Annotated in this window: 11 protein-coding genes; 8 read left to right on the forward strand and 3 right to left on the reverse strand. The window is 72.7% G+C overall.

Annotated features, from left to right (window positions below; all coding sequences use genetic code 11):
- Positions 1 to 2,051, forward strand: a 2,051-nt coding sequence (locus tag ABT381_RS31875) for a SpoIIE family protein phosphatase (RefSeq protein WP_502965729.1), incomplete at its 5' end; no start/stop codon positions are given.
- Positions 2,052 to 2,142: 91 nt separating this feature from the next.
- Here ABT381_RS31875 and ABT381_RS31880 read toward each other — a convergent pair.
- Positions 2,143 to 4,380 (reverse strand): transglycosylase domain-containing protein, encoded by a 2,238-nt coding sequence (locus ABT381_RS31880; RefSeq protein WP_351600354.1) that lies wholly within the window; start codon positions 4,378 to 4,380, stop codon positions 2,143 to 2,145.
- A 268-nt stretch (positions 4,381 to 4,648) separates the two neighbouring features.
- Here ABT381_RS31880 and ABT381_RS31885 point away from each other — a divergent pair, with 268 nt between their 5' ends.
- From ABT381_RS31885 to ABT381_RS31905, 5 genes are all read left to right on the forward strand, one after another.
- Positions 4,649 to 5,605 carry an SPFH domain-containing protein gene (locus tag ABT381_RS31885; RefSeq protein WP_351600356.1) on the forward strand — a complete coding sequence of 319 codons (957 nt, stop codon included), beginning with the start codon at positions 4,649 to 4,651 and terminating at the stop codon, positions 5,603 to 5,605.
- Positions 5,602 to 5,865 (forward strand): type II toxin-antitoxin system antitoxin, encoded by a 264-nt coding sequence (locus ABT381_RS31890; protein WP_351600358.1) that lies wholly within the window; start codon positions 5,602 to 5,604, stop codon positions 5,863 to 5,865. Before ABT381_RS31885 ends, ABT381_RS31890 begins: the two co-directional genes overlap by 4 nt.
- 54 nt (positions 5,866 to 5,919) lie before the next feature.
- On the forward strand, positions 5,920 to 6,444 hold the full coding sequence (locus ABT381_RS31895; protein ID WP_351600360.1) for a PadR family transcriptional regulator: 525 nt from the start codon (positions 5,920 to 5,922) through the stop codon (positions 6,442 to 6,444).
- Positions 6,441 to 7,127 carry an ABC transporter ATP-binding protein gene (locus ABT381_RS31900; RefSeq protein ID WP_351600362.1) on the forward strand — a complete coding sequence of 229 codons (687 nt, stop codon included), beginning with the start codon at positions 6,441 to 6,443 and terminating at the stop codon, positions 7,125 to 7,127. The genes ABT381_RS31895 and ABT381_RS31900 overlap by 4 nt, the downstream gene beginning before the upstream one ends.
- 95 nt (positions 7,128 to 7,222) lie before the next feature.
- Complete coding sequence (locus ABT381_RS31905) at positions 7,223 to 9,544, forward strand: ABC transporter permease (protein WP_351600372.1); 2,322 nt, start codon at positions 7,223 to 7,225, stop codon at positions 9,542 to 9,544.
- Between the two features lie 27 nt (positions 9,545 to 9,571).
- Here ABT381_RS31905 and ABT381_RS31910 read toward each other — a convergent pair whose 3' ends face one another.
- The gene (locus ABT381_RS31910; protein ID WP_351600364.1) at positions 9,572 to 10,531 is read right to left on the reverse strand and encodes a hydrogen peroxide-inducible genes activator; all 960 of its coding nucleotides are present in this window, start codon (positions 10,529 to 10,531) and stop codon (positions 9,572 to 9,574) included.
- Positions 10,532 to 10,661: 130 nt separating this feature from the next.
- Here ABT381_RS31910 and ABT381_RS31915 point away from each other — a divergent pair, with 130 nt between their 5' ends.
- Both ABT381_RS31915 and ABT381_RS31920 read left to right on the forward strand, forming a co-directional pair.
- Positions 10,662 to 11,216 (forward strand): peroxiredoxin, encoded by a 555-nt coding sequence (locus tag ABT381_RS31915; protein ID WP_351600366.1) that lies wholly within the window; start codon positions 10,662 to 10,664, stop codon positions 11,214 to 11,216.
- 6 nt (positions 11,217 to 11,222) lie between these two features.
- Complete coding sequence (locus ABT381_RS31920; RefSeq protein WP_351600368.1) at positions 11,223 to 11,756, forward strand: alkyl hydroperoxide reductase; 534 nt, start codon at positions 11,223 to 11,225, stop codon at positions 11,754 to 11,756.
- Positions 11,757 to 11,905: 149 nt separating this feature from the next.
- Here the strand turns inward: ABT381_RS31920 and ABT381_RS31925 are convergent, their stop codons facing one another.
- Entirely contained in the window at positions 11,906 to 13,288 is a 1,383-nt protein-coding gene (locus ABT381_RS31925) for an AI-2E family transporter (protein ID WP_502965730.1), read from the reverse strand.
- Between the last annotated feature and the right edge of the window lie 5 nt (positions 13,289 to 13,293).

Consider the following 13,293-nt stretch of genomic DNA (forward strand, 5'->3'; position numbering starts at 1 on the left):
CGGGCGGCGACCCCACCGGCGTCTCCGACGGCGGCGCCGCGCACGGCCCGGCCGGCCGGGCCCGCTCCCGTGCCGAGGAGCCGGACGAAGGGCCGGGCCCGCACGAGGGCGGTGGTCCGGGCGCCATCGGACGGCCGCGCGACGGCGAAGGCCGCGCCCGGCAGCGGCCCCAGGAGCCCGCGGTACCGCCTCCGGGGCCGCGCCGCGGCCGCGGCCAGGGCGGCGGCCGGCGCCAGGCCGAGGAGCCGGGGCGCCCGGAGGCGCCGCCGGCCCGGTCGGCACATCCGGCCGAGGGGGGTGAGCCGATGCCGGCCCGGCAGCCCGGCGGCGACCGGCTGCGCTTCGTCGGCGCCGCCACCCGGCGGATCGCGCGCGGCATCGACCTGGACGAGATCGTGCTGGGCCTGTGCCGGGCGACGGTCCCGACCTTCGCCGACGCGATCCTGGTGTACCTGCGCGACCCGCTGCCGGTGGGCGACGAGCGGCCCGCAGGGCCCGTCGTCCTGCGGCTGCGGCGCACCGACCGCATCCCCGAGGAGGCCGACACCAACGGCGGCCGGCTGCCCACCCTGCCCGCACAGCCCGACCTGGGCCCGGCGATGGGCGGAATGGCGGCGGAGCTCGCCGAGGTCGTGCCCGGCGGGCCGCTGGCCGAGGTGCTGCGCGGGGTGCGCCCGCTCTTCGGCGAGGCGCAGGCCGCGCAGGCGGCGCTGCCCGAACTGCTCGGCACCGGCACGCGGATGCCGCAGGGCCAGCGGGTCATCCTGGCGCCGCTGCGCGGCCGCCGCCGGGTGATCGGCGCCGCGGTCTTCCTGCGCCGCCCGGACCGCCCGGCGTTCGAGCCGGACGACCTGCTGGTGGCGGCGCAGCTGGCGACCCACACGGCGCTGGGCGTGGACAAGGCGGTGCTGTACGGGCGCGAGGCGTACATCGCCGACGCGCTCCAGCGCACGATGCTGCCCGACTCCCTCCCGCAGCCCACGGGCGTGCGGCTGGCCAGCCGCTACCTCCCGGCCGCCGAGACCGCGCGGGTCGGCGGCGACTGGTACGACGCGATCCCGCTGCCGGGGTCCCGAGTCGCCCTGGTCGTCGGCGATGTGATGGGTCATTCGATGACCTCGGCCGCGATCATGGGGCAGCTGCGCACCACCGCGCAGACCCTCGCCGGGCTCGACCTGCCGCCGCAGGAGGTGCTGCACCACCTCGACGAGCAGGCCCAGCGGCTCGGCACGGACCGGATGGCGACCTGCCTGTACGCGGTCTACGACCCGGTCGCGCACCGCATCATCATCGCCAACGCCGGTCATCCGCCGCCGGTCATGCTGCACCGCGGCGGCCGCGCCGAGGTCCTGCGCGTGCCGCCCGGCGCCCCGATCGGCGTCGGCGGCGTGGACTTCGAGGCGGTCGAGCTGGACGCGCCCGCCGGCGCGACGCTGGTCCTCTACACCGACGGCCTGGTGGAGTCCCGGATACGGGACGTGTGGACCGGCATAGAGCAGCTGCGCGAGCGGCTGACGGAGACGGCCCGGCTGACCGGGCCGAACCCGCCGCCGCTGGAGCCGCTCTGCGACGAGGTGCTGGACATGCTCGGCCCGGGCGACCGGGACGACGACATCGCGCTGCTCGCGGCCCGCTTCGACGGGATCGCGCCGAGCGACGTGGCGTACTGGTACCTCGACCCGAAGGCGCAGACCGCCGGGCAGGCCCGCCGCCTCGCCCGCAGGGCGCTCCAGCGCTGGGACCTCGAAGACCTCACGGACCAGGTCGAGCTGCTGGTCAGCGAGGTCGTCACCAACGCCGTGCGGTACGCGGAACGGCCGATCACGCTGCGGCTGCTGCGCACGGACGTACTGCGCTGCGAGGTCGGCGACGACGTGCCGCAGCTGCCGCGGCTGCGGCAGGCCCGCCCGTCGGACGAGGGCGGCCGGGGCCTGTACCTGGTCAACCGGCTGGCGCGGCGCTGGGGCGCGACCCGGCTGAGCACCGGCAAGGTCGTGTGGTTCGAGATCTCGATGCCGCCGGTCGCACGGCGGCTGCCGGGCCGGGAGTAGGCGGTACGGCAGCACGGAAACGTACGGCGGGCCCGGGGCTTCTCGCCCCGGGCCCGCCGTCGTTCGCTCGCTGCTCGCTACTCGCTACTCGCTACTCGCCGAGCGTCGGGTGCTTGCCGTGCCCGTTGTCCTTCTCCGTCTCCTCCCCGCCGTCCGGCAGCGGGAGGTCCGAGGACTCGCTCGGCGTCGGGGAGGCCGACTCGGTGGGCGGCTCGCTGGTCTCCGACTCGCTGGGCGACGGGGTCGGCGAGGGCGTGGGGGACTCGGAGGTCTCCGACGGGCTGGGCGACGGGGACTCGGACTCCTCGGTCTCGGTCGGCGTCGGGGTGGGGGTCGGGGCGACCCCGGCACCGAGGTCGGTGTCCAGGTCGAAGCGGGCCGACAGCTCGCCGCCCAGGGCGTTCTGGGTGTAGGCGGCCCAGATCTCCGCGGGGTAGCCGCCGCCGTTGACCCGGCCGCCGCCGCCCGCGCCCTTCAGGGTGACCTGGTTGTGCGGCGGGTCGGCGTTCTCGCCGAAGAGGCCGACGGCGGTGACCAGCCGGGGCGTGTAGCCCACGAACCAGGCGGACTTGTTGTCGTCGGAGGTACCGGTCTTGCCCGCGATGTCGTAGTCGGCGTTGCGGACCGCGGCGCCCGTACCGTCCTGGACCACGCCGGTCAGTACGGAGGTCACGGTGTCCGCGGTCGTGCGGTCGAGCACCTGCCCGCCGATCGGGTCCGGCAGGTCGACCGGGGCCTCCTCGCCGCGCTGCGCGGAGGTCACCAGCTGCGGGCTGACCTTCTTGCCGTGGTTGTCGAGGGTGGCGTAGACGCCGGCCATCTGGAGCGGGCTGGCGCCCATCGAGCCGAGCGTCATGGCGGGGCGGGCGGTGATCTTCTCCGCGTTCATGCCCAGCTGTCCGGCGGTCTGCCGCACCTTCTCCAGCCCGACGTCGATGCCCATCTGCGCGAAGACGGAGTTGACGGAGTTGTTCATCGCCGTCTGGACGCTGATCGGGCCGTAGTCCTTCTCGTCCTCGTTGCGCGGCGCGAAGCCGATGGCGCTGCCCTTGACCGGGCGGCGGCTGGTGCCGTCGTAGACGGTGTCCGGGGTGATCGGCGTGCCGTCCTGGGTGGTGGAGTTCTTCTCCAGCGCTGTGGCGAGGATCAGCGGCTTGAAGGTGGAGGCCGGCTGGTAGTCGTCGCGGGTGGCGTTGTTGAGGAAGTGCTCCAGGTAGCCCTTGCCGCCGTACAGCGCCACGATGTGGCCGGTCTTCGGATCGACGGAGACCGCGCCGGCCTGCGCGTCGGCGTCCACGTCACGGGACTTGGGGTCCAGCTTGCTGGTCAGCTTCTCCTGGACGGCCGACTCCAGCGCGCCCTGCCGCTTCTTCTCGACGCCGAGGTTGATGGTCCAGCCGCCGGCGGCGAGCTCGTCCTCGGTGACGCCCTGCTTCTCCAGCTCCTGGTCGGCGAGCTTGACCAGGTAGCCCTTCTGGCCCTTCAGGCCGGAGCTGGGCTTGGGCTTGTGCGGCACCGGGAACGTCAGGCCCTGCCGCTTCCCCGGGTCCAGCCACTTCATCTCGACCATGTTGTCGAGGGTGTAGTTCCAGCGCTCCTGGGCCCGCTTCTTGCCGGCGTCGGTGGCGATGGCCCAGTCGTACTGGCTGGGCGCCTGGAGCAGCGAGGCGAGGTAGGCGCCCTGCTGGACCGTCAGGTCCCGGGTGTGCACGCCGTAGTACGCCTGCGCCGCGGCCTCGATGCCGTACGCGCCGCGGCCGTAGTAGCTGGTGTTGATGTAGCCGGCCAGGATCTCGTTCTTGCTGAGCTTCTGGTCGACCTTCAGGGAGATCACGATCTCCTTGAGCTTGCGGCTGACCGTCTGGTCCTGGGTCAGGTAGTAGTTCTTCACGAACTGCTGGGTGATGGTCGAGCCACCCTGCTTGCCCCGGCCGCGCAGGGTGTTGAGGATGCCGCGCGTGGTGCCCTTCAGGTCGACGCCGGAGTCCTGGTAGAACGTCTTGTTCTCGGCGGCGACGAAGGTGTGCTGGACGTCCTTGGGGATGTCGCTGATCGGCACGCTCTCGCGGTTGAAGCCGGTGCGGGCCAGGACCGAACCGTCGGCGTACTTGTAGACGTTGCTCTGCGCGGCGGCCTGGCCGTTGGCGGAGGCGGGCACGTCGACGACGAGGTACAGGCCGATGAAGCCGAGGATGCCCAGCAGGCAGACGGTGAAGAACGCGCCGAGCAGCTTCTTGAAGGTGAAGAAGCGGCCTATGCCGCCGCCCCGTTTCCGTTTCGCCCGGCGACTGCCCCTCTTCTGCGCCCGTCTGGCGTCGGCTCGTCCCATCGCTCGTGTCACTCCAGTCGTTCCGCCCCCAATAACCCAGCCTCCGAAGCTAACCCCCGGGTGTCATCACATAGGCATCGATCAAGCCTTTTCCGGACGTGACAATGAGCACCCCGTTCCTGTGCAACCGTTCGGGAGTTTCCGCGTCCGCCTTGCGCCGCCTCGCCCGTCGCGCTTAAATAGCTATCACTTTGCTAGACCAGCGAAAGCACGTAAGTAAGCAAGCACGTAAGTACGGAGTGACTGCCGTACGGAACGGGGGACCCCCATGTCCGACCACACGCCCACCCCGCCCGCGACCACCGAGCCCGACAGGCCGACCCTGCCGGCCCCGCAGGTCAGAGAGGTCACCGCGCACAGCATTCCGGGCGGCCTCGGTCTGCTGCTGACCGTCGTCGGCGTCATCGGCGGCATCGCGCTGGCGATCCTCGGCGCCGCGAGCTCGGCGGACGGCAACAAGGCGCTCGGCGCCACGATGATCGTCGTCGGCATCCTGCTGCTGATCACGTCCCTCTTCTGCATGGGCGGCGTGAAGATGGTCGCGCCCGGCGAGGCCCGGGTCATCCAGCTCTTCGGCCGCTACGTCGGCACGATCCGCACCGACGGCCTGCGCTGGATCAACCCGCTCACCAGCGCCACCAAGATCTCCACCCGGGTCCGCAACCACGAGACCGCGGTCCTGAAGGTCAACGACGCGTACGGCAACCCCATCGAGCTGGCCTCGATCGTCGTCTGGCGGGTCGAGGACACCGCACAGGCGCTCTTCGAGGTGGACGACTTCCTGGAGTTCGTCGCCACCCAGACCGAGGCGGCCGTCCGGCACATCGCGATCGAGTACCCCTACGACGCGCACGACGAGGACGCGCTCTCGCTGCGCGGCAACGCCGAGGAGATCACCGAGAAGCTCGCCGCCGAGCTGACCGCGCGGGTCGAGGCGGCCGGCGTCCGGATCATCGAGGCGCGCTTCAGCCACCTCGCGTACGCCCCCGAGATCGCCTCCGCGATGCTCCAGCGGCAGCAGGCCGGCGCGGTCGTCGCGGCCCGCCAGCAGATCGTCGAGGGCGCGGTCGGCATGGTCGAGTCGGCCCTGGACCGGATCAGCGAGCAGGGCATCGTCGAGCTGGACGAGGAGCGCAAGGCGGCCATGGTCTCGAACCTCATGGTGGTGCTGTGCGGTGACCGCGCCGCGCAGCCCGTCCTGAACACGGGCTCGCTCTACCAGTGAGCCCGCAGAGCGAGGAGCCCGGGACTCCGGGGCGGCGGCCGCAGCAGCGCAAGCAGGTGCTGCTGCGGCTCGACCCGTCGGTGCACGACGCGCTGGTGCGCTGGGCCGGTGACGAACTGCGCAGCGCCAACGCGCAGATCGAGTTCTTGCTCCGCCGCGCGCTGGCGGAGGCGGGGCGGCTGCCCAAGGACGCCGGGGCGATGCGGCGCCGGGGGCGGCCACCGAAGGCCGAAGACCCGCCCGCTCCGGACGACGAGTGACACCTATTCACCCGAGGTATACATGGCGTGGATACCCCACGTAAGCTGGTCGCCATGTCTATCGGTCATACCCTGCTGGGCCTGCTGGAGTCCGGACCCCGCCACGGCTACGACCTCAAGCGGGCCTTCGACGAGCACTTCGGGCAGGACCGTCCGCTGCACTACGGCCAGGTCTACTCGACCATGTCCAGGCTCCTGAAGCACGGTCTGGTCGAGGTGGACGGCATCGAGGCCGGCGCCGGGCCCGAGCGCAAGCGGTACGCCATCACCGACGCCGGTGTGACCGATGTGGCCCAGTGGCTGCAGCGCCCGGAGAAGCCCGAGCCGTATCTGCACTCCACGCTCTACACGAAGGTGGTGCTCGCCCTGATGACCGGCCGGGACGCCGCCGAGCTGCTGGACACCCAGCGCAGCGAACACCTGCGGCTGATGCGCGGGCTGACCGAGCGCAAGCGCAAGGGCGACCTCGCCGACCAGCTGATCTGCGACCACGCCCTGTTCCACCTCGAAGCGGACCTGCGCTGGCTGGAGCTGACCGCGGCCCGCCTCGACAAGCTCGCCCAGTCGGTGCGCGGATGACGCCGGACGGCTCGATACTGGCCGGCGAAGGGCTGCACAAGGCGTACGGGCGCACGCCCGCGCTGGACGGCGCCGACTTCTCGGTGCACCCCGGTGAGGTCGTCGCCGTCATGGGCCCCTCCGGCTCCGGCAAGTCGACCCTGCTGCACTGCCTCGCGGGCATCGTCCGGCCGGACTCCGGCAGCGTCCGCTACGCCGGCCGGGAGCTGACAGCGCTGCCGGACGCGGAGCGCAGCGCCCTGCGGCGCACGGACTTCGGCTTCGTCTTCCAGTTCGGCCAGCTGGTACCCGAGTTGACCTGCCTGGAGAACGTCGCCCTGCCGCTGCGGCTCAACGGCACCAAGCGGAAGACCGCCGAGGCCACGGCCCTCGACTGGCTGGCCCGCCTGGAGGTCGACGACGTCGCCGGCCGGCGCCCCGGCGAGCTCTCCGGCGGCCAGGGCCAGCGCGTGGCCGTCGCGCGCGCCCTCGCCGGCCGCCCCCGCGTCCTGTTCGCCGACGAACCGACCGGCGCCCTGGACTCCCTCAACGGCGAACGCGTCCTGACCCTGCTGACCGACGCGGCGCGCGACACCCGCGCCGCCGTCGTCCTGGTCACCCACGAGCCCCGCGTCGCCGCCTACTCCGACCGCGAGATCACCGTCCGCGACGGGCGGGTCAGGGAATCCCTGGCGGGCCGGTGACGACCCTGCTCGGCACCCGCGCCGCCGGCCCCCGGTCCGGCCGCCCGCCGCACGGCTCACCCGGCGGCCCCGCCGCCTGGCTGCGCGACCTCGCCATGGGCGCCCGGTTCGCGGTCACCGGCGGCCGCGAGGGCTGGTTCCGTACGGCGCTGAGCGCGGTCGGCGTGGGCATCGGCGTCGCCGTCCTGCTGCTCGCCGCCTCCGCGCCGTCGGTACTCGACGCCTGGCACGGCCGCGAGAAGGCCCGCGAAAATCTCGGTCAGATGCACGAGCCGCGCGCCTCGGACCGCACCGTGCGCTACGCCCAGGCGGACACCTCCTTCCACGGCGACCCCGTGCGCGGCCGCCTGGTACGGCCCGACGGCGCCCACCCGCCCGTACCGCCCGGCCTCGACCGCCTCCCGGGGCCCGGCGAGATGGTCGTCTCCCCCGCTCTGCGCGAGCTGCTCGCGGCGCCCGGCAGCGCGCAGCTGCGCGCACGCCTGGACTACAAGGTCATCGGCACCATCGGCGACACCGGGCTGCTCGGCCCGCAGGAGCTGACGTTCGTCGCGGGGCTGGACGACCGGCCGGCGGGCGAGGCGTACCGCATCGCGCACTTCGGCAAGATCTTCGACCCGCAGCCGCCGAGCGCCCGGCTCGTGCTGCTGACCGTCATGGCGTGCGTGGTCCTGCTGATGCCGGTCGTGGTCTTCATCGGCACCGCCGTGCGCTTCGGCAGCGACCGCCGGGAGGCCCGGCTGGCCGCGCTGCGGCTGGTCGGCGCCGACATCCCGACCACCCGCCGGATCGCGGCCGGCGAGGCGGTGGTCGGCGCGGTGCTCGGCGTGGTGGCGGGGCTGCTGATCTTCCTAGCCGGGCGGCAGGCGGTCGGCGCCGTCACCCTGTGGGGCGTCAATGTCTTCCCCGCCGACGTGGTGCCGGCGCCGGGCCTCGCTGCGCTGGTCGCCGTCCTCGTCCCCGCGGCGTCCGTCCTGGTCACGCTGTTCGCGCAGCGCTCGGTGACCGCCGAGCCGCTGGGCGTGGTGCGCGAGCGCCCGGTGCGGCGCCGTCGCCTCGGATGGCGGCTCGCCCTCCCCCTGACCGGCCTCGCGCTGCTGCTCTCGCTGGCCTGGGATCCGCAGGGGGTCGACGGCTGGTTCCACGTCGTACGGCTGGCGCTCGGCGCCGCCCTGCTGCTCCTCGGCGTCACCGCACTGCTGCCCTGGCTCGTCGAGGCGGTCGTGGCACGGCTGCACGGCGGCCCGGTCTCCTGGCAACTGGCCGCTCGGCGGCTCCAGTTGAACAGTGGCGCCGCCCACCGCGCGGTCGGCGGCATCACCGTCGCGGTCGCAGGCGCCATCGCGATCCACATGGTCTTCACCACCTACCAGGCCGGATACGCGCAGGCCTACGAGGAGTCGGCGAGCCGCCCGGTGATCCAGCTGAGCGGCGGCGCCGCGGACTGGCGGGGGACCCGGGACGCGCTGACCACGATGCGCCGCGCGCCCGGCGTGACCTGGGCGCACGGCACGGTCCGCGCACTGGCCGGCCGGGCGGGCGACCGCGGCACCCGCGACGCCGACGGCTACCGCTCCGTCCAGACCGCGACGGTGACCGTCGGCGACTGCGCCGAGCTGCGGCGCAAGGCCCGGATCGGCTCCTGCCGGGACGGCGACGTCTTCGTGACGGAGAGCCAGGGCGGCCGCGCCACCGATCCCGCCTTCGTACGCCCCGGCGTGCGGCTGAACCTGAACCCGCCGAACGGGTACGAGCACACCGGCCCGCCCCGGCCGTGGACCGTGCCGGACTCGGCGCGCCGGGTGCAGTCCATCCGGCACCCCGGCGAGGACCTGCCCGGCGACGTCCTCGTCACCCCCGGCGCGCTCTCCCCCGCCCGGCTGCAGGACCCCACGATGGAACTGCTCGTCGGCTACGACAAGGCGCGCGAGACAGAAGCTGTGGAGCGCATCCGCACGGCGGCGTTCCGCACGAACCCGGGGATGCGGGAGCTGTCCGCGATCGACAACCCGCACGACCGGCAGTACGACGGGGTGCGCACCGCGCTCTTCCTCGGCGCCGTGATCGTCCTGCTGCTCATCGGCGCCGGGCTGATCGTCTCCACGGTCGAGCAGCTGCGCGAGCGCCGGCGGCTGCTGTCCGTACTGGACGCGTTCGGCACCCGCCGCTCCACGATGGGCTGGTCGCTGCTGTGGCAGACGGCGATCCCGGTGGCGCTGGGCCTCGTGCTCGCGGTGATCGCGGGCATCGGCCTCGGCACGGTACTGCTGACCCTGTCGCACGCGGGCGTGCACGTGGACGGCACCGTGATCGCGGGCATCGCGGGCAGCTGCGCCGGGGTCGTCATGCTGGTCACCGTGCTGAGCCTGCCGCCGCTGTGGCGCATGATGCGGCCGGACGGACTCCGTACGGAGTGAGCACCAGGGCCCGCGTCCGCTCCGGTCTCAGCCCACGATCCGTACCGGCAGCGGCCGCAGGGCCGTCCGCAGCGCCTCGGCGAACTCCTCGAACTCGCGCTGGCGGGCCGTGCCCGTGCGCATGGCCAGGGCGATCCGCCGGGAGGGCGCCGGGTCGTCGAAGTACCCGGTGGTCAGCTCCTCGTTGCGGCCGGTCTCCACGCGCAGCGCGGTGCGCGGCAGCAGCGTGACGCCCATCCCGCCGGCCACCAGCTGGACGAGCGTGGAGAGCCCGGCCGCGCTGGTGGTCACGGCGGCCCCTTCGTCGCGCCCCGCCTCCCGGCAGATGTCCAGCGCCTGGTCGCGCAGGCAGTGCCCCTCGTCCAGGAGCAGCAGGTCCAGCTCCCGCAGCGCCTCGCGCGGTATGTCGCCGCGGCCGCCGAGCCAGTGCTCCTTGGGCGCGACGAGCACGAAGTCCTCGTCGAAGAGCGGGAGTTCAGTGACGCCCGCGACGCCGAGGGGCACGGCGAGCAGCAGCAGGTCCAGCCGCCCGTGCGCGAGGCCGTCCAGCAGCGAGGCGGTCTGCTCCTCGTGCACCTGGAGGTCGAGGTCCGGGTACGTGCCGTGCACGAGCTTCAGCACGGTCGGGAGCAGATAGGGCGCGACGGTCGGGATGACGCCGAGCCGCAGTACGCCGGTGAAGGGTGCGCGGGCGGCCTCGGCCTCCTCCATGAGGTCGCCGACCGCCTCCATCACTGTCCGTGCCCGGGCGGCCACCCGCTCCCCCGCGGGCGACAACAGTACTTTTCGGGTCGTACGCTCCAGGAGCTGCACACCGAGCGCGTCCTCCAGGGCGGAGACCGCGCCGGAGAGCGCGGGCTGGCTCATGCCGATCTCGGCGGCCGCCTCGCGGAAATGCAGGTGCTCGGCCACCGCGGCGAACGCGCGGAGCTGCGAGAGCGAGGGCTGCCGGGGACGTCCGGCGCCCGGGGTAGTGGGCTGGGCCACTGATAACCACCTCCGATCAACGCCACCGAGTCTAGCTATTTCACTGATCAATGCACCCTGTGGCACTGTGGAGACCGTCCAACCCCCAGGAAAGCCCCAAAAGGGATTTCCGACCTTGCAAGGAGTGCGCGTGCTCACTGTCGGTGACAAGTTCCCCGAGTTCGACCTGACTGCCTGTGTCTCGCTGGAGAAGGGCCAGGAGTTCGAGCAGATCAACCACAAGACCTACGAGGGCAAGTGGAAGATCGTCTTCGCGTGGCCCAAGGACTTCACCTTCGTGTGCCCGACCGAGATCGCGGCCTTCGGCAAGCTGAACGAGGAGTTCGCCGACCGTGACGCCCAGGTCCTCGGCTTCTCCGGCGACTCCGAGTTCGTCCACCACGCCTGGCGCAAGGACCACCCGGACCTGACCGACCTGCCCTTCCCGATGCTGGCCGACTCCAAGCACGAGCTCATGCGTGACCTGGGCATCGAGGGCGAGGACGGCTTCGCGCAGCGCGCCGTGTTCATCGTGGACCAGAACAACGAGATCCAGTTCACCATGGTGACCGCCGGCTCCGTCGGCCGTAACCCCAAGGAGGTCCTGCGGGTCCTGGACGCCCTGCAGACCGACGAGCTCTGCCCCTGCAACTGGTCCAAGGGCGACGAGACCCTGGACCCGGTCGCGCTCCTCTCGGGCGAGTGATCGAACATGGCACTCGATGAGCTGAAGTCCGCCGTTCCGGACTACGCCAAGGACCTGAAGCTGAACCTCGGTTCGGTGATCGGCAACAGCGACCTGCCGCAGCAGCAGCTGTGGGGCACCGTTCTGGCCTGCGCGATCGCGTCGCGCTCGCCGAAGGTGCTGCGCGAGCTGGAGCCGGAGGCCAAGGCCAACCTCTCCGCCGAGGCGTACACCGCCGCCAAGTCGGCCGCCGCCATCATGGCGATGAACAACGTCTTCTACCGGACCCGGCACCTGCTGTCGGACCCCGAGTACGGGACGATGCGCGCCGGCCTGCGGATGAACGTCATCGGCAACCCCGGTGTCGACAAGGTCGACTTCGAGCTGTGGTCGCTGGCCGTCTCCGCCATCAACGGCTGCGGCATGTGCCTGGACTCGCACGAGCAGGTGCTGCGCAAGGCCGGCGTGGAGCGCGAGACGATCCAGGAGGCCGTCAAGATCGCGGCCGTCCTGCAGGCCGTCGGCGCCACGCTGGACGCCGAGGCGACGCTGGCCGAGTAACACCGGCTCGCGCCCACGCGTACCGAAGGGCCCCGCGGACGTGACGTCCGCGGGGCCCTTCGGCTACCGCGCCCTGGAGGGGCGCGGGGAACTGCGCGAGCAACCACCGCGGCGCGAGAGCCGGGCGACGGGACCAGCCCCCGCGGCGACTAGCCGTCGGTGTCCCGGGCCGGCGCCATGGGCGCCCTCCGCAGGGCCTGTTCGTGCGCGTACGAGCGCAAGTACGACACCACCGTGTTGGTGACGGCCACCAGCGGTACCGCGACCACCGCGCCGCCGATGTCCGCGACCAGCCCGCCCGCGGCCACCGAGAGGATCACGGCCAGCGGGTGCACCCGCACCGCCCGGCCCAGGATGAAGGGCTGCAGGATGTGGCCCTCGATCTGCTGCACGGCCAGTACGACCACCAGCACCATCAGCGCCGTGAACACGCCCTGGGTCACCAGCGCGACCACGCACGCCAGTGCGCCCGAGACCACCGCGCCCACCAGCGGGATGAAGGCGAAGAGGAAGATGAACACCGCGAGCGGCACGGCGAGCGGCACGTTCAGGAAGTACAGCCCGATGCCGATGAAGATCGCGTCGATCAGCGCCACGATCACCGTGCCGCGCACATAGGCGGTCAGCGTCCGCCAGGCCCGCGGCCCGGCCCCCGCCACGCCCTCGCGCGCCGCGCTCGGCACGAGCTTGAGCAGCCACTCCCAGATGCGCCGCCCGTCGTAGAGCAGGAAGAGCGTGGTGAACATCGCCAGGAGGATGCCGGTGAGCATCTCGATGACGACCGTGACGCCTTCCAGGCCCGCGCTGGTGATCTCCTCGGTGTTCGAGCCGATCGCGTCCTGGAGGTTCTTCGCGATGTCGTTGATCTGGCCCTCGGTCACATGGAACGGGCTCTTCAGCAGCCAGTCCTTCAGCTCGCTGATGCCGTCCTGGACCCGGCTGGAGACCGAGTCGATGTTGTCCATGACCTGCCAGACCACGAACCAGCCGACCAGGCCCATGATGACGAAGCCGGTGATGAACGTGATGGCCGTGGCCGGGCCCCTGGGCAGCCCGCGGTGCTTGAGCCAGGCCACGGTCGGCTGCAGCAGCGCGGTGATCAGCAGCGCCGCGACGAACGCCAGCACCACCAGCTGAATGCTGGTGATGGCCCGCGCGAGGACGTACACGGTCGCGGCCAGGACGAGCAGCCGCCAGCCCGCCTCGGCGGCGACCCGTATCCCCCACGGCACCGCGTCCACGGGCTCGGCCCTGGACGGCACGGCCGGCGCGTACGCGGGCGGCGCGGGCACGGACGCCGGTCCAGCGGCCGCGGGGGCCTCCTGAGGGGGCGTCGGCGGCTCAGGGGGAGCGGAAGCGGCAGGAGCGGCTTCCGTGGCCTCTGTGGCGTCCGTGGCGTCCCGGGCCGCCTCGCCGTCCGAGGACGCACGGCCAGGGCCGGGACCGCCGGGCACGACGGGCGGCTCCACCGGCATGGGCGGCGCCGGCGGCATCGGCGGCACCGCGTGGCCGTGCCCCGCGCCGTGCCCCAGCCGGC

Origin of the sequence: Streptomyces sp. NPDC000151 (assembly GCF_040301705.1) — a bacterium.
In the GTDB taxonomy this organism is placed as follows: Bacteria; Actinomycetota; Actinomycetes; order Streptomycetales; family Streptomycetaceae; genus Streptomyces.

What these genes read in the sequence shown, in the direction of transcription:
- ABT381_RS31880 (WP_351600354.1), bottom strand. Translation starts at nt 4,380, where the DNA reads ATGGGACGAGCCGACGCCAGACGGGCGCAGAAGAGGGGCAGTCGCCGG.
- ABT381_RS31885 (WP_351600356.1), top strand. Translation starts at nt 4,649, where the DNA reads ATGTCCGACCACACGCCCACCCCGCCCGCGACCACCGAGCCCGACAGG.
- ABT381_RS31895 (WP_351600360.1), top strand. Translation starts at nt 5,920, where the DNA reads ATGTCTATCGGTCATACCCTGCTGGGCCTGCTGGAGTCCGGACCCCGC.
- ABT381_RS31900 (WP_351600362.1), top strand. Translation starts at nt 6,441, where the DNA reads ATGACGCCGGACGGCTCGATACTGGCCGGCGAAGGGCTGCACAAGGCG.
- ABT381_RS31905 (WP_351600372.1), top strand. Translation starts at nt 7,223, where the DNA reads ATGGGCGCCCGGTTCGCGGTCACCGGCGGCCGCGAGGGCTGGTTCCGT.
- ABT381_RS31920 (WP_351600368.1), top strand. Translation starts at nt 11,223, where the DNA reads ATGGCACTCGATGAGCTGAAGTCCGCCGTTCCGGACTACGCCAAGGAC.